The following is an 18898-nucleotide window of genomic DNA, read 5'->3' on the forward strand; positions in this document are numbered from 1 at the left end:
TTCACTGTCAACGCCTCCTATAATAATCAGATATTTACACATCATTTACGAAGATTTTTTTTGCATAGAGTCTATTGTTCTGCTGCCATAAGCGCAGCTTCTTTCAATGGGTCATATTCAGGGCTGACCGCTTCTTCATACTTAGCAGCCAAAAACACTCGATTCACTTCATAATGAGAAGTGGCACGTTCGATTTGTTGACTTAATTCTTGAACTTGGCGATCGGAAAACTGGTCGTTCTTTCTAGCAAGATAATGTTTAGCAAAAGCTTGAGACTCCGCCAAAGAGTAACCTTTTGATTCCAAAATCGCCGTTTTTGTCCAGAGAAAGTCCGTCTTCAACAACTGATCGTTTCTTCCTTGGATACCATCGCGGTCAATCGCATAAAGAAACATGCCTCCAGTTTCAGTTGTACGGACATAATTTGCGACACTATAGAGATTGCTGGACTCATAAGGTTCACGGGTATCTCCCCATGTTTGATTGGTACGTTCTTCAGGAAACGAGAGACCGACTAAATACTGAGATCGTTCGATACCTGTCTTTGAGAACGTGTTGTTCCATGAAGACTCCGCCCGCGTGGCATTCGATCCATATTGCTGTGCACCCAAAAAACTGAACGCTGATGAAACAGGAGTAAATGGCTCTAGGGAAAAGATATCTACAGTATCATAAATCAGCAGTGTATCTGTGTCTGACTTCGGTCCAATATAGTTTGAGAGGGCCTCGATCACCCCATGGGCGATTTTCAGTTGACTGGTAGTATAAGTACTTTCCATATCAAAATCAAGGCCATCAATTCCTGGTGTCATATATTTATCTAAAAGCTGCTTTGCATAATCGTCAAATTCTTTTGCTGTTGGTTGGCTCTGCGTTGTAGGAACTTTCAATAGTTCGCGATAATCTAATCCTCGTACAAGCTTTGTTCCTCGCTTGTGTAATTCTGGTGCATAAACATTGGCGACTTCATCAAAAAAGACTTTACTATCTGCATCACTCACATTTGCGTGGAACACATTGACCACATCAATACCATAAGGAATATCTGTCATTCGGATCTGATTATTTTGTTCAGATGGAATACTTTGATCTCTCCATGTGCGGTAATAGACCATAAATGTTTTTTCCGATTTCTCAACAGTCGTGGCAGATCCCTCAACCCCAAACAAAAACCCACAAAGCAACAACGAACTAGCGGCAAACAATCCCAAAACGACTTTTTTCATCAACATCCATCCTTTCAGAATAAAATTTGATACACTTTATGTTAGCGCTTACTTAATGAAATATCTAGGAACAAATTATAGGTATTTCATAACAAATTAAAGATTTTTCTTTAAAGTAAAAAAAGAATGCACTAAAAAATAGCAACAAAAGAAGCCCTCTATTCTCATGAGGGCTTTCTTATCCTTTTCTTGCAAAACGGCAGTCTCCTAAAAAAGAATGGTGATTTTGATAACACTTTTTAGAGCATTGCTTAACTGCGAACAAGCAATTCAAACGGTAAAACGATTTGTTCCCTACTCCGTTCCTGGAATAGACGGAACGCTTCTTGTCCACAGAGGTGCAAATGGAATTCAACGGTTGAAAAGTTCAGTAATCGACTGATCAGTAAGTTTTCTTGACCGATAATCAGAGGTGCTTTTCTTTCCCCATATTGAGATAATATTGTCGCTGCGATTTCATCTCCATTGGTAATGATCCCGTCAACGCCCCGGTCTTTGAAAAAAACAGCCGCAGCCTCGCCATCTTCTGCTTTGATACAATCCCAAAAAATGTCCTCTTCTGAAAACCCGGGAAAGAGCTCCTTTGCTTTAGCGATCGTATTGATCGAATTACAGCTGAGTCGTTTGCTGCGGCCAAGAGTCAAGCCTAACCGTTTAACGCCTTGTTCTTTAAGATAAAGGATGCTGGCTGTCACTGAGCCAACTTGATCGATCGTTACAAATGGGACATCCGTTCCGCTGGCATCTTCGCAAAAAACGATAGGACCATTTTCAAGATAGGGGCGAAATGTCTCAATATGGTTGGCACGAGTGATGACAATCAATCCATCGAACCCTTTGGCAGCGAACTCTTCTAAATAGTCCTTCTCCAAGGATTTATCGAAATTAGTTGGTAAAAGCGTCACCTTATATTGTTGCGCAAATGCTTCTTCCATAATGCCATTTAGTATTCTATCGAAGAAGGGATGGTTGACAAATGGTACGATGACTCCCACATTGAATGTTTTTCCTGAGCTTAGTTTCTGAGCGATCTTATTCGGCTTATAGTTCAGTTCTTTCATCATGGCTAAAATGGTTTGACGCTTTTGTTCTTCCACATACGGATGGCCGTTGATAACCCGGGAAACCGTAGTGATGGAATAACCAGTCATTCTTGCAATATCTCGAATCGTTGCCATAAACAGTTGCTCCTTATGCTATGTATTTTCACTGCTGCTTTATCTTCCTCTGTCTAGTTGTAGTCTACCATAAAAGGAATATAAAGACAGATTGTGGGGATGAAAAGGAAGATTTCTCTAACATAAGTGATAGACAAACAACCCGAAGTAGTTCTCCCTACTTCGGGTTGTTGATTACTCTTCTTCATTCCTATCTCATTTTTTCTACAAAGGCTTTTATAGAAGGATTTTGGCAGCCAGCGTCAAAACATTCCAAAAAACGTGGGGTTAACGCGGTGCGAACCAAAGCTGGATCCAGTGCTTTCAAACCTGACAGTAGTGGTTTTGCCATCACCTGTTTTACTTCATTCAATATTTCTGCATTGTGATTTTGTGATGCTTTCCGTTCTTTAGGATACCCATTTCCTTTGTTAGAACCAAAAGCACGGTCGAAGATTGTTTCCAGGTTTAGCTCTGCGCCCCAGCCGAATCCTTTAGCATAAGGCAAAGACAGGGCATTACCATTATTGATTTGCAAAAAAAGATATGCGTCGGTTGGTTCGATACAATACCCGCATATCACACCGGGATAGGCATTTAGAGACATTAATGCGCCTTGTCCAGTGCCGCAGCCAGTCACAATAAAATCAATCGCTCCTGAATCAAGCAGCAGTGCCGCTTGAATACCTAAATGAATATAAGTCAAACGTGGATTGTCTTTGCTGTAAGCTTCTGGCAGATCTTCTGATAATAAAGGTTCACTCATGCCAACATTATAAACCTCATGACCATATTTGTTGCCGATTGTTGTCAATTCATTTAGGATAATTGGATTCTTTGCTGCCTGACTAAATTCGTTCAAAAGTGCGATTTTCATTCTTTTCCACCTCATTTATTTTTAAAAAAAGATAATTGAAAGCTGCCAAAGCGTTTTTTTTCGTTTTAAAAGCGGCCATTAGTGAGTCGTTTTCTGTGAAATCGGTTAATTCCCGATAAAAATGTTTGTTCTGTCTAATTTCAATCGGGGTCTGCATTCTAGTGGCCAGTAAAAAGACCGTGTCCACCATTTCATCCTCGTACCAAAGAATTGGTTCATTCAAAACCATTATTGCTACTTTAGGTTCAAATACTTCTGTCATACTTCCATGTGGAATCGCTGTATGATGACCGATACAGGTAGTTGTCTTTTGTTCCCTTTTCCAAACCGTCAGATAGAAATTTGGCGATACAAACCCTAAACTTTCTAGTTGATTGGATAAAAATGTCACGACTTCTTCTTTGTTTGTATATGTTTGATTTACGAAGATCAATCTTGGATCCAGCAACGGCTTGGATGCATCGGAAAAAATAGAGATTGATCCAGGTACAATTCCCCAACGAGAAAGAGCCGTTCGAATATTCACAAGATCTTTGTTTGAAGGAAGATAAGAAATCGGAACTGCAGTGACCGAATCTACTGGAACCATCGTTAAATAAAGGACATCTTTTCTGGTAGAGTCAATTTCTTCTTCTCGTATAATATGAATCTCTTTGATTTCTGGAATATTTTTTTTAATATATTCAGTGGCAAACAAACTTTGGGAACGGCCTCGATCCGTTACTAAATAAGCATCAACTTGACTTTGATTTCTCAATATAGCGGCTTCGATATACAAAACGATGTAAGCAATCTCATCTTCGGTTAACTGTACATTATAGTAGTCCTCAAATAATTGACTTGTTGACCAAACGCTCAAAAAGACGCGACCATAGAGTTTTTTCAAGTCTCGGGTCAATTCAGATGAATTTTTGTGCCCGTATTTCATTCGAAAAATAGCAGAACGAAGATGGTTTGTCAGTTCTTCTTCCAAAATTTTGTCTTCCGTCAATGGCTGTTGCAAAATTTCTGAAATAGATGAAATGATTGTATGAACAAATTCAAGCAAATCGTTATCATACTGATTTTTTAAATTAGTGAGTGCTGCCGAATCCTTCCAGCGCAATTTATTTGATACAAGAATTTCCGCAGTAAGTATTCTTTTATCTACCTCATTGAATGTTCCGAATCCTCTTTTTTCTAATCCACGATAAAGGGTTTCAACAAAACTATATTCATTGGTGTATTCTCTTTCAAAATCATCAATCGTTGGCATATCAGAGGCATAAGAAAATCTTCCAACGCTCAAAATCAGCATGATTCGTATTTTGATAAATGAGGTATTAGAAAATTTGATTTTCCAATCACTTTCTGCTTTTCGAATAATCTCAGAGATTTCTTCAACAGATATTCCTCTGGCAAATCGTTGCAAAACAACAGTTTGTTTTTCATCTTCTTGCAGAAGGATCGCATCTCGAATCGCTACCCGTTTTGAATATTCATCACCTACCAAAGTAAGTCCTTTTCCGGGAATCGTTTGAATCATAATATGATGATCAGCAAACCATTCTTTCACATGACTCATTAGTTTTCTGAAAGTAGGTATACTGACATATAATTTTTCAGCTAATTCTACTTGAGTGATAAAGTGATTACTCGCCCTTTCCAACAGCAAACAAATTAATGTCCATTCATCATTTTGGGAAATTCCTTCAGGTATAGAAAAATCACTGAAATGTTTTAATAACTGGTTTTGCTTATTTGGATAGAGCACAAATAAGATCCCTCTACCAGGCTTCGTATCAATTCGTCCAAGTTTATTTTCTACCAACAAATCATCGATTTGGGCGATTTTCCTCCGAATCGATTTTTCAGATTTGCCAACATATTCAGCTATTTTTTTGATAGAGGTCTCCGGATTTTTCTGAAGAAAACGTAAGATCTCTCTCTTTACTAATTTGTCTTTTATCAAATCCAAAGCCCTCCTATCAGATTCTGCCTTTCATCAACTATTCATGACCCGTGTAAGTAACCTCGCCGAAAATATAACGATCCTTTGAGCCGATTACCTCAATGTAATCTTTCACAAATTGCTTCACTCCTGCTTCAGCAGCCATACATAAATGCATATAATCCGTTTGCTCGTCTTTTTTTAGTTCTCTCATTATGGCTTCTTTTGCAACAGTGAACGCATCTGTAGCCACATTGATTTTATTGATTCCTAAAGAAACTGCTTTTCTTAAATTGGCTTTCCCGCAACCACTTCCTCCATGAAGCACTAATGGCATCTGCAACGTTTCTTTTAACTCTGCTAAACGCTCAAAGTCTAGTTGTGGTATTTTCCCTTTGGGGTAGTTGCCATGTGCGGTACCAATCGCAACAGCTAGAGCATCAACATCTGTTTTTTGAACAAAGTGTAATGCTTGTTCAGGATTTGTGTAAAGATCCATATTTGCATCATCTTCGTTCAGCGCTTGTCCTACATGTCCTAATTCTGCTTCAACAGAACAGCCAACACTATGTGCAAGACTGCAGACCATTGCCGTCTTTTGCAAGTTTTCTTCATAAGACAGGCTTGAACCGTCAAACATGACATTTGTAAAGCCTTGATTGATACATTCAGCAATGACTTGGAAGTCCATGCCGTGATCTAGATTCAACGCAACAGGAATAGTAACTCTGGTTGCCAGTTCCTTGATCAATGGAATCATTTCTTCTTTATGTGCATGATTTTTCATTTGACCAGGACCGAATTGAATGATGATCGGTGAACGCTGTTCTGCGGCTGCTTCGATTCCTGCACGCGCCATTTCAATATTGATACTATTCATCGCCATCACACCATAATAATTTTTATTGGCATCTTCTAAAATTGATTTCATACTTACTAACATTGTTGTACCCCTCTTCTTCATATGATCGCGTTTCTTATTCTTCTAAAGTAATGTCAAAATCGAAATCGTCTGCTTCACTGTTTTCTACTGTTTCAGTTTCTGCTACCGTTTCACGTTTGATGACCGCATAGACAACGCCGGTAACAACTGAACCGATCACCAGAGCTACAACGAACATTAATGGATTCGTCATCATTGGTATCACAAAAATACCGCCATGAGCCGCAACTGATTCCACGCCAGATCCTACCGCTATTGCTCCAGCAGTTGCGGATCCTAATACGGAGCTGATGATGAAACGAACTGGATCTGCTGCCGCAAATGGCAGTACACCTTCGGTTATAAAACATAACCCCATTGGAAAAGCAGCTTTAGCGGTATCGATTTGTGCTTGTGCAAATTTTTTTTTGGCTAACAAAGTGGCAATGAATGCCCCGATTGGCGGTGTCATCCCTCCAACTAGTTTAGCCGCCATTGGACCGTTGATTCCATCTGCTCCTAATGCATTGGCTGCCAGTGAAGCAGTTTTATTGATAGGACCGCCTAAATCAAATCCCATGCAGGCACCGATTACCCCACCGATCACAGACTTTGCTCCGCCATTCAGCGCAATGATCCATTGTTGGAATCTATCCATAATGAAAGCTAACGGTGGCGAGAAAATCATTAGAAACAACATCCCACTAACTAAAGTAACTATTACTGGGATAACCAAGACCGGCATCAAGCCTTGCATCCAACTTGGTACTTTCCATTTTTTCACCCAATTCACACCATAACCAATCACAAAAGCGACCAGCAAGCCCCCTAAAAATCCGGCTTTTGTTTCATTAGCGGTATATCCTAAAATAAGTGCTGGTACAATAGCTGGCCGTCCAGCAATGGAATAGGCGGTGCCAGCAGCCATAACCGCAACCGCAAAGGCCATGGCATAGGAACTCAGCTTGTTGACTCCCCACCAAAAACCTGTCCACGTATAAGGATCCATCTCAGAAAACGGCGTGACTCCCGGTTGAACTAAATCTCCAATATTGTATCCGCCAAACCCTTTTGCTAGTGCCCCCAAAATACCACCGGCTACAATGATCGGAATCATATACGAAATTCCTGTCATTACGTGTTTCTTTACCTCAAATTTCCCCTTCATGTATGCTACTCCTTTCCTTGATCATAAGCCTAATTTTTCATGAATTTTCTTGATTACACCTTCTGGTGATTTCATGATCATTGCTATGGGAATGTCAATGACTTTTTTCCCTTTGAATCGTTCCCGAGATACGCCAATATCCGTAGCTAGCAACACGATATCTGCTTCACGAATATCTTTTTCAGTTAATTCATTTTCTACCCCAATCGAACCTTGCGTCTCAATTTTCACATCATCCCCAGCTTTTATGGCAGCTTTCTCAATTTTTTCCTTTGCAATATACGTATGCGCGATTCCTGCTGTACAAGCAGTGATTCCAACTATTTTCATTTTCTTCCTCCTTAAATCTTTAATCGATCGATAACCTCATCAACTGAGTGGGTTATTTTTAATCGATTTAATAGTTCATCATCACTTAATTTTGCTGCAACCTTACTCAACAATTGCAGGTGTAATTTTGCACCAGATACATCGTCCGGAACCGCAAACAAAAAGAAAAAATTAACTGGTTGATTATCGTAAGATTCCCAGTGGATCATTTTGTTTGTTTTACCGATTGCGATTCCAGCTCGCATGACCGAATCTGATTTCCCATGGGGAATTGCCACGTTATTCCCCATTCCTGTGATCCCTTCTGCCTCACGCTCGTATACAGAGGCAATAAAATCGTCAAGTTTGCTGAGATAATTTTCTTTGTACAATAGAGTAGCTAATTCACGAATCACTTCGTCTTTTGTGCTGGCTTTCATATTTAGATCAATAACATTCCGATCAAATATTGTTTGATTTTCATTGACTGTTTCCATTCTTTCGCTCCTTCCATCTCTTATTACACTAAGAATAACAGAAAAAAAGAAAGCGCTTTTAAAGAAATTGGGAAGAGCATTGTGGAATTTTTTTCTTTGCTGTTCAATCATGACTTTCAGATAATAAGACCTGGGCATTTATAAGTAAAAAAATTTATAGATAAAAATAAAAGCCCAAGATTTTTTGGACTTTTCGGGTTAGTAGATTTCTAATATTATAAAATTAATTATTGATGGAGAAGAACATAAGCCAAGGAAATAGGTACCCTAAGTATAATAGTATAATTCTAAGCCCTATTTGCTCTTTCCTTAAACACATACATCCAGCCCGTTAGGCCAATCACTAAACTGGCTAAAACAAGCCAAAACCCGGAATCAATGGTGATTCTCCCCGCTGCAACTAGCTTCTGTGAACCAATGACCATGTCGCGGCAGTAAAGAAACGTACCTCCTGCACCGATAAAAAGAAAGACGCTCAAGATAGTATAGACTTCTCCCTTCCTTGCATTGTGTCCAAAAAAACTGCCACTCAACATTTGATAGCCCACTATCACACTACCTACGATCCCCATGACAAAAAAAGCGAAATCACTAGGATTACTGAAAAAACCCGGCATAGTAAATAATAATATAAATCCAACTTTCAATCCCCACTTATAGCTATTGCTTTTCAACTGATTCTGCCGTTCATCATAAGACTCTTTTTCCATTCTACTCACTGATCGAAGAAGTAATCCATACAAGAGATAAAAGCCAAGAATAAATAAGACTCCAATAAACCAATAGCCTACCCAGGTAAAGAAAATCAAATTTGCTGCTACCCACAGCACGTGTAATACTTTCTCAAAAATACTTGCCCACTTGTTTTTCATTCGTTTGTGCCTCCAGTCAATTTAAACAGCTCCTCCACTGATAATTTAAAATAATGAGCAATCCGTAATGCCAACTCTAATGAAGGATTGTATTTGTGGGTTTCGATGGCGTTGATCGTTTGACGAGAAACGCCCATAATCGCTGCTAATTCGCCTTGTGATAATCCTTGTTCCTCACGTATGCTTCTTAAACGATTGATGACTGGCATCTTCTCACTCCTGTCAAGTTTCCTTTACATAGAAGTTACCCTATTTCACAGCTTGTGTAAAGATTCCTTTACATTTCCGATTTTCGATAAAATCCAATCTATCCTCCAAATACAAACTTATTCCTTCAAATGTTAGATATAGCCCCTCATTAGTAACAAAATAACTTATCATTCTATTTTGACAATATAATCTGTTAAAATGAATGAATCCCACCTATAAAAAATTGATTGGAGTGTACGAGATGAAGAAAGTATTAATCGCTCTTTTTTCCGTCGGTGCAATTTTAGGACTGTCGATCCATTTCTTTGGACTACAGATCGGACTCGCACTTTTTAATAAACCGATCTATATGATTCCACCTTCCGTCTATCGATTAACAAAAGATGCATTAACAATTATGGAGAATTATGGAGTATATGCAAAAGAGACAGGATTTGAGAAAGAAATACCAAACTATCTAGCTCAAGTCAAAAAAGACGATACGTTTGATGATGTTGTGCCCATGCTCAATGAAGCCATAAAGGAAGCTGGTGGTGATCATTCAGCTATTATTGAAGTCCAAGAGGATAAAGCGCCACTTTTCAATCCAGCTCTGCTTACTTTCCCTAGAATCTTGGCAGAAGACAACATTGTGACCCTCATTTTGCCTTCATTTCCTGCTAGTGATGAAGAAAATGTGCACACTTACGTTACTACAGCACTCGAACAACTTTCCAAGATATCTGATCCCAAAGGTGTCATTATTGATCTACGAGGGAATACCGGTGGCAATATGATGCCTATGTTAGGGGCATGCGCTCCTTTCTTTAAAGAAGGTAAACTATTCGAATTTACTTCTCCTAACAAAAAAATCCCCGTCTTCAAGAAAGACGGGAAAATATGTTTTGAAGAAGATAATTTAAGTCTACCAACTAACTTAAACTTTCATCACTTGCCTATTGCTGTCTTAACAGATCATCAGACTGCTAGTTCAGCTGAAGTTCTACTGGTTGCTCTTTTAGGACAAGACCATGTTTCCTCTTTTGGAGAAGAAACAGCTGGTTATGCCACAGGGGTTTCAATGATTCCTCTTTATGGAAAATACGCTTTGTCCTTAGCAGGTGCAAAAATCAAAGGTTCCAATGGGATACTGTATGAAGAAAAGCCAATTCTTCCTGATGTCATAACTGACCACCCGGAAGATGCTGCACTAAAATGGCTTAAATCCATTCATTAACCAGCAATTTGAGAAAAGCCTTACTAAATCCTTAGATTCTGATCTACTCTATCTCAGCGCCTTCACTAGCGCTGTTTTCAAGTTAGGATTTTTGAAGGACACCTTTTTTAGCATAGCGCCGAAAAACACGATGGACCAGTTTGCTCGCTAATCGTTGGATAAAGACGGAATAGTTGAGTAATGCGACCAACAAAATCAAATTGATATAGGTCGTATTGCCGAGATTAAATAGATCTCTTCCGACAATCAATGCGATAAAGTAGAGAAGCTGTGTGCCGAAGAAGACAAATGTTCGGTACTTGCTGTTTGGCGGATAAATTTTCCGCTGGATCAAGATGTAATTCCATGCAGTAAAAATCACACACATGATCGATAAAGCTTGACCACTGCTGCCGAACAAGTGCCCGATATTAATAATAAGTAATGTTCCAATTGCGATTGACAGCGAAGCCGGGAAGGCATTTTTGAAAATAGTAGACAAAAAGGCGCCTTTGATCCGATTGAAATCCGGTTCGAAATTCAACAAAAAGGTAGGAATGCCTACAAAACAAGCATTGATGATCGTAAGTTGGATCGGTTCAAAAGGATAAGCGGTCCCCGATAACAGTGTTCCCATAGTGATCAAGATGGAGAAAAGCACTTGAACCAAAACGAGCGACCCTGAGCGGGTAATATTATTGATGACTCTTCTCCCTTCATCCAGTACCGAAGGCAGCGCCGAAAACTGGTTTTCCAGCAGAACTAAATTTGCCACTTGTCTTGCTGCATCGACTCCTGATGCCATTGCGATCGAGCAATCGGCTTCTTTAAGAGCTAGGACATCGTTGACCCCATCTCCTGTCATAGCAACCGTATGATTCATTTCTTTTAAATAAATGACCATTTCTTTTTTTTGCTGTGGAGTCACTCTACCAAAAATCTGATAGTTGCCGACTGCCTCTTTCAGTTCTTCGGAGGTAAGCGTCGAAACATCGATATAATCAGACGCTCCGGGAAGATTGACTTTTTTGGCGATTTGACTAACCGTGACCGGATCATCGCCAGAGATGATCTTGCACTGAATGGCTTGGGATCTGAAATACTCTAGAGTAGCTTTGGCATCTGATCGGACCGTATCCGATAATAAGAAAAATCCTAAAGGTTCAATCGTTGCAGGCAACTCATGATTTTCGCAAGTCTGAGGGCTATGTGCCAATACAATGACCCGATACCCTTGTTCAGCCAGCGCTCGTTCTTGTTTTAAAACAGGGGCATGCTCGTTGGATAAAAGAATAGAGGCCGCACCAATAAAGTAGGTCCCTTTTCCTTCAAAAGAAACACAACTGAATTTTCGTTCCGAAGAAAAAGGCACGACATGCTGCATCGCATACGTTTCCTTCTCTGGAAAGAAGTCTCTTAATGCCATGGCCGTTGGGTTCTTGTCCGGTAAATGTGCCAGTAGATTTTGCGTGATCTCTGTCATTTCTTCTTCTGAGGTAAAAGGGATCACTTTCTCTACTGTCATTTGTCCTTCTGTGATCGTTCCCGTTTTATCTAAGCAAAGAACATCCACTCGTGCTAACGCATCGATACAGTTAAGCTCTTGCACCAAGACTTTTTTTCGTGCCAGATAGACGGCACTGATGGTTAAGGTCACACTCGTCAGTAAAAATAATCCTTCTGGAAACATTCCTACAGCTGCGGCGACAGTTCGCAAAATGGCTTTGTTGAAAGAGGCATGTGTAATAAAATATTGTTTAAGGAATAACAACGTACACAATGGAATCAGAATCATACTGATCCAGCGAATGACTTTGTTCAGACTTCCTTGAATCAAGTATTTTTGTCGCTTGATCGTTTTCGCTTCCTTATTGATTTTTTCAATATAATTTTCTTCGCCGACGTGGATGACTTGGCAAAGTGCCTCACCGGCTGTGACAAAGCTGCCTGAAAACAGTTCAGCATCAGGTTCTTTACTGATGCTATCCATTTCTCCTGTCAATAGCGATTCATTCACTTCCAATGAACCTTCGATGACCTTGGCATCTGCCGGAACTTGGTCACCATTCTTCAATAACAGAATGTCATCTAGGACTAATTTATGGATCGGCAATGTTTCTAAATTGCCATCACGATACACATTGACTTTGGCAACTTTTAACAGCGCCAGTTTATCAAGGGTTCGCTTCGAACGGATTTCTTGAAACATGTTAATGATCACATTACTAAAAACGACAAAAACGAATAAGCCATTCTGATAAGAACCAGTTAATGCCACTAAGAAAAAGAGGAGGCTGTTGATCAGATTAAAAAAAGTAAAAACATTTGTAAAAATGATTTTTGGATACGAATTCGTCTTATCTTTCTTTGATTTGTTGACTTCTCCCCGTTGAATCCGTGCTTTTACCTCTGCTGAGGTTAATCCATGTTTGTTTTCGATGATGTCTCACCCTTTCTTCTTATCATTTGTCATACTCCCATTCCATCTTACGTAAGAATGGCTGGTTAATCTATAGGACTTCCGGTTGGTTTTTGCGGAACTTTTATTTTTTATAGTCTAAAGAATAATTTATCCTCTCATAAAAGATGACCTAATTGTGTAAAATATAGCATAATATGCTGCTGCTTGGCGTTTCATTTTTGTCACTTCACTGTCACGCTTTGGCATAATGTTCCTTTCTGACCTCGTTTGTTTAGTACTTGAACATTCAGCAACCTTGTTCTATCAACGATACTCGTAATCCCTTTCTGCTAAAATAAATAACTAGAGAGGTATCATCTTTTTTGCGGGTTGTTTTTTATCTTTAGAAATTCTAAAGGGTTGGAATGAAAGTTAAAAGAACACGCTTCGACAAAAAAGGCTCAAAAACTTTGATAAAAAGTTTTTGAGCCTTTAATGATTTCCGTTTTTTTGATCAGTAAATTTTCATTCACAAGTATCCTATGACGCTCTGACTAATTCAAATGTTTCTGATCCAAAGAGTCAATGGCATGCATGAGACCTTCCAACCCAGCAATGATTTTCTCTTTTGGTGCACCTAGATTAAACCGCAGGTAAGTCTTACCTTCTGGTCCATAAACCTCACCATTCATGATCGCGATTCTTTCTTGTTTTACCAGAACACTTTGCAATTCATCCATACTATAAGGTAAATCTTTTATGTTGATCCAGCCTAAGTAGGTTGCTTCTGGAATAGTGAAATGAATTCGCGGATCAGCAGACAGTATCTTCTTTGCTTCGAAAAAGTTCTCGTCGATTGTTTGATTGAGTTCAACGGCCCATTTCTTTTGATTCCGATAACAGTCCATTGTCGCTAGTAGTGCAGGATATGGAATCGACGATAGACCATCTCTTGCTTTCAATATCGTCAAAAATCTTTCTCGTAATTTTTCATCCAAAAAGATAGCATAAGAGCCACCCAGTCCTGGCGTGTTGAACGTCTTTGATGCGGAGGATAGCAAAACTGCAGGCACCTCTATCGAATCAATAAATTCTAAGATAGGTCGATGTTTTTCTCCTGGGCGCCGGACATCCATATGGATCTCATCACTCAAGATAGCGATGTTATGCATTTGGCATAGCGAAACCAAGTTGGATAGTTCTTGATCAGTGAACACTCGGCCAGTTGGATTGTGCGGATTGCATAGCAGAAAAATTGCTGGTTTTTCGATAGCAAATACGTTGGCTAAAGCATCAAAATCAACCGTAAACCGTTCCCCATCATTGGTTAAGGAAAATGGGATCAACTCCCGTTCGTTACCGGCGATACAATGATAAAAAGCATCATAACACGGGGTAAATGTTACTACTTTGTCTCCTTTTCGACTTAATAGTTGGATGCAAAGAGATAAGCTATAAATGACACTTGGCGAGTAGACACACCAGTTTGGATCAATCGTACAATCAAATTCCTGCAAAAACCAATGGCTGATGCTCTGCTTATAATCAAGATGATTCCAGCGAGTATAACCAAAAAAACCTCTAGTCACAGCTTTAGCCAATACTTCTTTGGTTCCATCAGGGATCATAAAATCCATATCTGAGATTGAGAAGGGCAATAGCCCTTTTTCTCCGAAACGATCTTGGACATAATCCCACTGGGTCGAATACGTGCCGTAGCGAGAGCGCTGTTCTTTAAAGTTACTCAAGATCGATCCCTCCTTCATCCAATGAACGAATAACCGCAGAAATCAACTCGATCGTCGCTTCAACGTCATTGATGTCCACGATGGAATGCCACGAATGGCAATAGCGAACCGGCACGCAAAAGACTAGGGTTGGTTTACCGGCCTCTAACTGAACCGAACCAGCATCCGTTCCACCTCCGGCTAACAAATCATATTGCCAAGGAATTTGATTGCTTTCAGCAACTTCCTTGCAGTAATCCAACAGCTTTATATTTCCTAATGCGGTTTTATCGGCCAGAACAAGACCTGGACCTTTGCCTTGAATACGATTAGGATAGTCCGCAGCTTTTGGCGTATCTTTCCCATTGGCTACATCAATAACGATATTGATATCGGCATCTACTTGCTGCGCGGCAACTTTCGATCCTCGTGTCCCAGCCTCTTCTTGAACAGTCCCCACACCAATGATTTCGACATGTTGCGTTTTAATCTGATTTTTGATCTGAGCCATGATCGTACAGGCAACACGATTGTCCAATGCTTTACCAATAATCTTCTGCTGATTAAAACTTTTCTTGGCTTGAGTATTTGGCAAAATCATATCACCAATCTGCAAACCAGCAGCTTCCAATTCAAGTTTTGATTTGGCCCCAAAATCTATATACATCTCACTGATTGGTACTACTTCCGACATTGCATGCGTTGATTTTGGTAGTGTTCCCACCACACCTTCTATGATAGAGCCGTTTTTACGACAAGTTGCTCGCACTTGCTGCCCCAAAATGACATGCCCCCACCATCCACCAATCGGATAGAAGTAGACAAAGCCTTCCTCTGTGATACGGTGGACAAAAAAACCGACTTCATCCATATGGGCATAGAGTGCGATTTTTTTCTTTTTTGTTGTCAAATCTCCAAAATAGAGGTTTCCAAATGAATCTTTGATACCATTCGAATCAATGATCGTCATCAGCACCTCTTGCACTTGAGACTCTTGACCAGGCAGTGCATCTAAATTAGAAAGACGCATTAATAATTTATCGGTTGCAATCAATGGTTATCCACTCCTTACTGAATTTCGTCAAAAGTTCAGCATTCCCCAGATCATTTACTAATACATCGTCCTCGATGCGAATACCGAATTTTTCTTTCGGGAAATAGACTCCTGGCTCAATTGTGAACGTCATATTGGCTTGAATTGGCAACTCATTTTGGGGTGCTAGGGCCGGATATTCATGACAAGAAAGACCAATGCCATGTCCCAAATTATGACTAAAATGATCCTCAAGGCCCTCTTTCCTCAGTGCTTGTCTTGCAACTTGATCAATCTCTCCTAACGTTTTATTGAAAGAAACCTTTTGAACAGCTGATTTTTGAGCTGCCAATAGGATCTCATAAGTTTCTCGAATCTCGGGTTTTACTTCGCCAAAGCCTATCGTCCGTGTGATATCCGAATAATACCCGTCGTAGATCGTTCCAAAGTCAATCATGATCAGCTCATTCGCTTCAAGTTTTTTCTGACTAGCATGGGCATGAGGCAACGCGGTACGCTCTCCAGAAGCGACGATTGTTTCAAAAGCCGGGCCTTCGCTACCTAATTTCTTGCTACGATAATCGAGTTCATTCGCTAAGTCTAGTTCTGTCATCCCTACTCGAATCATTGGCATGATCCGTTCTAATGTTTGATCGGCAATCTGCGCCGCCTGTCTGAGGGCACAAATTTCTTTAGATGATTTGATCATTCTTAAACTTTCCACCATGTTTTTGGTGGCGATTAGCTGACCATTGGCCTCCTTCATTAAAAAGTGAAGTTCAGTAAAAGTCTGATAGGAAATGGTTTCCGCCTCAAAACCTACCTTCATTCCTGCAATAAATGGTCGCATTACTTCGATCAAATGACTTCCAATCGGGATCTCACAAATTTCCACACCAGTTGTTTGTTGAGACGCTTGTTCTGTATAACGACCGTCCACAAACAAAATTAATTTATTTTCAGTAACTAGTAGTAAGCCGTTTGACCCCGTAAATCCGCAAAGATAGCGACGATTCGTTTTATCTGTGACTACAAGTCCGGATAATTTTTTTTCCGCTAGTTTTGCTCTTAATGCATCGATCCTCATCTATTTTCCCCTCATTCCTTTTCTAACCTGAATCATCTTTAATAGTTGATTCTCGTCTCAAGGGTAAACAATATACTCAGAATAGTAAAAACGGGGCACAAGTTCACAAGATAAGTGATGACCGATAGAATGGTTTCTTTTGCAAGAGGACTAGTACCCCAATTTACCAGACAAGATTCCCCACACTATTGTTTATCCGCTACTTGTTCTAACTTATGCCCCAGCCCCTTTGGCTAGAAATCAATATCTGTTAAGTATTGTTCATCTTCATCTGAGATGACTGAGTTGCCTTTTTCTGCTTCTAATAATGCTTCCCGCTCGAATTCTTGTTTCTCCAATACTTTGAAGAATGGCAAATATAAGCCAAAAGATAAAGCGACTTGAATCACTTGAATGATGACTGCTCGCCAATCGAATCCTGTGAGAAACCCTTCCATAAATATTGGCACATAAGGCGGATCAAAAATCGGGTAGTTCAGTAAACCTAGTTTCATACAAATCATTGGGAACATTCCTACTAATGCCCCACCAAAGATAAATGGAATCATCAAAACTGGATTCAAGATGATCGGCACACCGAACAACACAGGTTCATTGATACCAAACATGGAAGGGAGTAAAGCAACTGCCCCTACTTTTTTGTATCGTTGTGACTTACTGATGATCATTGCTAAAACTAAGCCAATCGTCACACCAGAACCGGTAAAGTTGGCAAAGGCCGATAAGGTACCATTCGTAATGACATGGCGTAATGGTTCTCCCGCTTCGTGCGCTGCAATGTTCTCGGACAAATATTGCACTGCGATTGGTGAAAGAATCGGGGAAAGAACCGCTGAATGGATACCAAAAAACCAGAAAACCAACCGTAAAACTAATACTAGATAAATCACCCATAGCGAATCTAGACTGCCAATAGCCGGTGCTAAAATATCCATGATGACTTGCGGTAAAAGAACACCCCCAGATAAACTATCGGTAACCGCACGGATCACAATAAACAGAACCCCGATAGCCGCAGTGGGCGTGATCAATTCGAAAGAACTGGAAACAAAATCCGGAACCCCCTCTGGCATTTTGATCACCAACTTGTGCTTCGTGAAGAATTGGTAGAGTTTGACCGAAATAATCGCTATGAAAATTGCAGTAAATAAGCCCTTAGAATCAAGATAGCTGGCGACGATATTGCCGTTGTCATCCACATCCATTGCTACAATCAAAAAGGCAATTGCTGACAACATCATTGATCCCACTGTATAAAGTTTATAGTGTTCACTTAAGAAATACGAAATTGCTAGAACTGCATACAAACCAACTAACCCTAATGAAACTTTTGAAATAATCCCAAAAATATAACCGTAGCTTTCAAACCAATTTGCAACTCCCTGTGTAGTAATGAACTCAGGAATAGACGGAAAAATTGCTGCAACAGACCCTAATAATAGCACTGGTGTCATTACGACCATTCCTTTTTTGATCGCAGTCAAGTAAGCATTACTATCAACTTTATTAGCAACCGGCACCAATGTTTTACGAATAAATGCTTCTACTTTTTCAAAAGCACCCTGTTTTTTTGGACTTTCCATTTTTTTCACTCCTAATTATTGAGTTTTCAATGCTTCATTCTTACGATATGCAACCAACGCTTGTTTCATTACCGTAGCCCCATCCATGGACCCATAGATATCCGACGTTAATAAAACAGTTGGTTTGTTCACTTTATCTGCTTCCCCTTTAATGAAATCATATTTGTGACTCAATTGTGGCCCAACTAAGATGACATCATAGTCATTGATATAGCGTTCCAATTTGTCGACACCGATTGCCTCCATTGGATAGTCTTTTTCATCTAAGCTTTTTGATTCTTTGACAACTTTTTTCATTGACTCCATCATCATTGTCGTTGAGAAGCCTCCTGCACAAACAAGCAATATTTTCATGTTTCTTTCCTCCTACTTTTTTTGATTACTTATTTTCTTCGCTTTTTTCCTTTAACATACCAATCATTTCTTCAATCAAATCGCGTGCCAATAAGCTTGTCATTAAATGATCCTGCGCATGAACCATTAATAGACTAGTTTCTGTTTTCTCGCCATTCAGTTCACCGGTAATCAACTTTGTCTGGACATCATGGGCATCAATACTCCTTTCTTTGGCTTCTTTCATTTTTGCTTCTGCCTGTTCAAAATCCCCTTTACGGGCGAATCTTAGCGCTTCAAAAGCTGCTCCTCGCGAATCTCCTGCTGCAGAGATGATTTTAAAAATATCAACTTCTTTTTCGTTCATTGTT

At 39.8% G+C, this 18898-nt stretch carries 18 protein-coding genes; 1 reads left to right on the forward strand and 17 read right to left on the reverse strand.

The features are described 5' to 3' along the window. Positions 1 to 71: 71 nt before the first annotated feature. From IGJ45_RS13235 to IGJ45_RS13280, 10 genes are all read right to left on the reverse strand, one after another. Positions 72 to 1226 (reverse strand): EndoS/ChiA family endoglycosidase, encoded by a 1155-nt coding sequence (locus IGJ45_RS13235; RefSeq protein WP_225585868.1) that lies wholly within the window; start codon positions 1224 to 1226, stop codon positions 72 to 74. Positions 1227 to 1477: 251 nt separating this feature from the next. Next, positions 1478 to 2404, reverse strand: a complete 927-nt coding sequence (locus tag IGJ45_RS13240; protein ID WP_113849286.1) for a LacI family DNA-binding transcriptional regulator — start codon at positions 2402 to 2404, stop codon at positions 1478 to 1480. A gap of 190 nt (positions 2405 to 2594) precedes the next feature. Next, entirely contained in the window at positions 2595 to 3260 is a 666-nt protein-coding gene (locus tag IGJ45_RS13245; RefSeq protein WP_113849285.1) for an RpiB/LacA/LacB family sugar-phosphate isomerase, read from the reverse strand. Then, complete coding sequence (locus IGJ45_RS13250) at positions 3232 to 5211, reverse strand: BglG family transcription antiterminator (RefSeq protein ID WP_225585869.1); 1980 nt, start codon at positions 5209 to 5211, stop codon at positions 3232 to 3234. The genes IGJ45_RS13245 and IGJ45_RS13250 overlap by 29 nt, the downstream gene beginning before the upstream one ends. A gap of 37 nt (positions 5212 to 5248) precedes the next feature. Continuing rightward, positions 5249 to 6133, reverse strand: a complete 885-nt coding sequence (locus IGJ45_RS13255) for a class II fructose-bisphosphate aldolase (RefSeq protein ID WP_409531213.1) — start codon at positions 6131 to 6133, stop codon at positions 5249 to 5251. Positions 6134 to 6167: 34 nt separating this feature from the next. After that, the gene (locus tag IGJ45_RS13260) at positions 6168 to 7280 is read right to left on the reverse strand and encodes a PTS fructose transporter subunit IIC (RefSeq protein WP_223132521.1); all 1113 of its coding nucleotides are present in this window, start codon (positions 7278 to 7280) and stop codon (positions 6168 to 6170) included. 21 nt (positions 7281 to 7301) lie between these two features. Further along, a complete protein-coding gene (locus IGJ45_RS13265; protein WP_103300170.1) occupies positions 7302 to 7610 on the reverse strand; it encodes a PTS fructose transporter subunit IIB in 309 nt (102 codons plus the stop codon). Between the two features lie 11 nt (positions 7611 to 7621). Continuing rightward, positions 7622 to 8086 (reverse strand): PTS sugar transporter subunit IIA, encoded by a 465-nt coding sequence (locus IGJ45_RS13270; protein WP_005470450.1) that lies wholly within the window; start codon positions 8084 to 8086, stop codon positions 7622 to 7624. Between the two features lie 287 nt (positions 8087 to 8373). Beyond that, positions 8374 to 8958: a hypothetical protein gene (locus IGJ45_RS13275; protein ID WP_409531212.1), complete on the reverse strand. Its 585-nt coding sequence runs from the start codon at positions 8956 to 8958 to the stop codon at positions 8374 to 8376. Beyond that, positions 8955 to 9167 (reverse strand): helix-turn-helix transcriptional regulator, encoded by a 213-nt coding sequence (locus IGJ45_RS13280; RefSeq protein WP_003125516.1) that lies wholly within the window; start codon positions 9165 to 9167, stop codon positions 8955 to 8957. The genes IGJ45_RS13275 and IGJ45_RS13280 overlap by 4 nt, the downstream gene beginning before the upstream one ends. A 242-nt stretch (positions 9168 to 9409) precedes the next feature. Between IGJ45_RS13280 and IGJ45_RS13285 the strand changes: the two genes are divergently transcribed. After that, positions 9410 to 10384 carry a S41 family peptidase gene (locus tag IGJ45_RS13285; RefSeq protein WP_103300168.1) on the forward strand — a complete coding sequence of 325 codons (975 nt, stop codon included), beginning with the start codon at positions 9410 to 9412 and terminating at the stop codon, positions 10382 to 10384. Between the two features lie 82 nt (positions 10385 to 10466). Here IGJ45_RS13285 and IGJ45_RS13290 read toward each other — a convergent pair whose 3' ends face one another. From IGJ45_RS13290 to IGJ45_RS13320, 7 genes are all read right to left on the reverse strand, one after another. Then, positions 10467 to 12806 (reverse strand): HAD-IC family P-type ATPase, encoded by a 2340-nt coding sequence (locus IGJ45_RS13290; RefSeq protein ID WP_176333031.1) that lies wholly within the window; start codon positions 12804 to 12806, stop codon positions 10467 to 10469. Between the two features lie 512 nt (positions 12807 to 13318). After that, entirely contained in the window at positions 13319 to 14512 is a 1194-nt protein-coding gene (locus IGJ45_RS13295; protein WP_409531702.1) for a MalY/PatB family protein, read from the reverse strand. Next, entirely contained in the window at positions 14505 to 15545 is a 1041-nt protein-coding gene (locus tag IGJ45_RS13300) for a M42 family metallopeptidase (RefSeq protein ID WP_252711582.1), read from the reverse strand. The genes IGJ45_RS13295 and IGJ45_RS13300 overlap by 8 nt, the downstream gene beginning before the upstream one ends. Then, a complete protein-coding gene (locus IGJ45_RS13305) occupies positions 15529 to 16611 on the reverse strand; it encodes a M24 family metallopeptidase (RefSeq protein ID WP_409531209.1) in 1083 nt (360 codons plus the stop codon). The genes IGJ45_RS13300 and IGJ45_RS13305 overlap by 17 nt, the downstream gene beginning before the upstream one ends. Before the next feature lie 233 nt (positions 16612 to 16844). Continuing rightward, positions 16845 to 18194, reverse strand: coding sequence for a PTS sugar transporter subunit IIC (locus IGJ45_RS13310; protein ID WP_003125508.1), 1350 nt, complete (start codon positions 18192 to 18194; stop codon positions 16845 to 16847). Between the two features lie 15 nt (positions 18195 to 18209). Further along, the gene (locus IGJ45_RS13315) at positions 18210 to 18548 is read right to left on the reverse strand and encodes a PTS sugar transporter subunit IIB (RefSeq protein WP_003125507.1); all 339 of its coding nucleotides are present in this window, start codon (positions 18546 to 18548) and stop codon (positions 18210 to 18212) included. A gap of 25 nt (positions 18549 to 18573) precedes the next feature. Beyond that, complete coding sequence (locus IGJ45_RS13320) at positions 18574 to 18894, reverse strand: PTS lactose/cellobiose transporter subunit IIA (protein WP_003125506.1); 321 nt, start codon at positions 18892 to 18894, stop codon at positions 18574 to 18576. Positions 18895 to 18898 lie beyond the last annotated feature (4 nt).

Source organism: Enterococcus sp. DIV0574 (genome assembly GCF_051711125.1).
Classification (GTDB): Bacteria; Bacillota; Bacilli; order Lactobacillales; family Enterococcaceae; genus Enterococcus_D; species Enterococcus_D gallinarum.

Bases quoted from the DNA above. Each gene is read 5' to 3' on its own strand.
- IGJ45_RS13320 (WP_003125506.1), bottom strand. From the start codon at position 18,894: ATGAACGAAAAAGAAGTTGATATTTTTAAAATCATCTCTGCAGCAGGA.
- IGJ45_RS13235 (WP_225585868.1), bottom strand. From the start codon at position 1,226: ATGAAAAAAGTCGTTTTGGGATTGTTTGCCGCTAGTTCGTTGTTGCTT.
- IGJ45_RS13240 (WP_113849286.1), bottom strand. From the start codon at position 2,404: ATGGCAACGATTCGAGATATTGCAAGAATGACTGGTTATTCCATCACT.
- IGJ45_RS13245 (WP_113849285.1), bottom strand. From the start codon at position 3,260: ATGAAAATCGCACTTTTGAACGAATTTAGTCAGGCAGCAAAGAATCCA.
- IGJ45_RS13275 (WP_409531212.1), bottom strand. From the start codon at position 8,958: ATGAAAAACAAGTGGGCAAGTATTTTTGAGAAAGTATTACACGTGCTG.
- IGJ45_RS13285 (WP_103300168.1), top strand. From the start codon at position 9,410: ATGAAGAAAGTATTAATCGCTCTTTTTTCCGTCGGTGCAATTTTAGGA.
- IGJ45_RS13270 (WP_005470450.1), bottom strand. From the start codon at position 8,086: ATGGAAACAGTCAATGAAAATCAAACAATATTTGATCGGAATGTTATT.
- IGJ45_RS13255 (WP_409531213.1), bottom strand. From the start codon at position 6,133: ATGTTAGTAAGTATGAAATCAATTTTAGAAGATGCCAATAAAAATTAT.
- IGJ45_RS13280 (WP_003125516.1), bottom strand. From the start codon at position 9,167: ATGCCAGTCATCAATCGTTTAAGAAGCATACGTGAGGAACAAGGATTA.
- IGJ45_RS13265 (WP_103300170.1), bottom strand. From the start codon at position 7,610: ATGAAAATAGTTGGAATCACTGCTTGTACAGCAGGAATCGCGCATACG.
- IGJ45_RS13310 (WP_003125508.1), bottom strand. From the start codon at position 18,194: ATGGAAAGTCCAAAAAAACAGGGTGCTTTTGAAAAAGTAGAAGCATTT.
- IGJ45_RS13305 (WP_409531209.1), bottom strand. From the start codon at position 16,611: ATGAGGATCGATGCATTAAGAGCAAAACTAGCGGAAAAAAAATTATCC.
- IGJ45_RS13315 (WP_003125507.1), bottom strand. From the start codon at position 18,548: ATGAAAATATTGCTTGTTTGTGCAGGAGGCTTCTCAACGACAATGATG.
- IGJ45_RS13260 (WP_223132521.1), bottom strand. From the start codon at position 7,280: ATGAAGGGGAAATTTGAGGTAAAGAAACACGTAATGACAGGAATTTCG.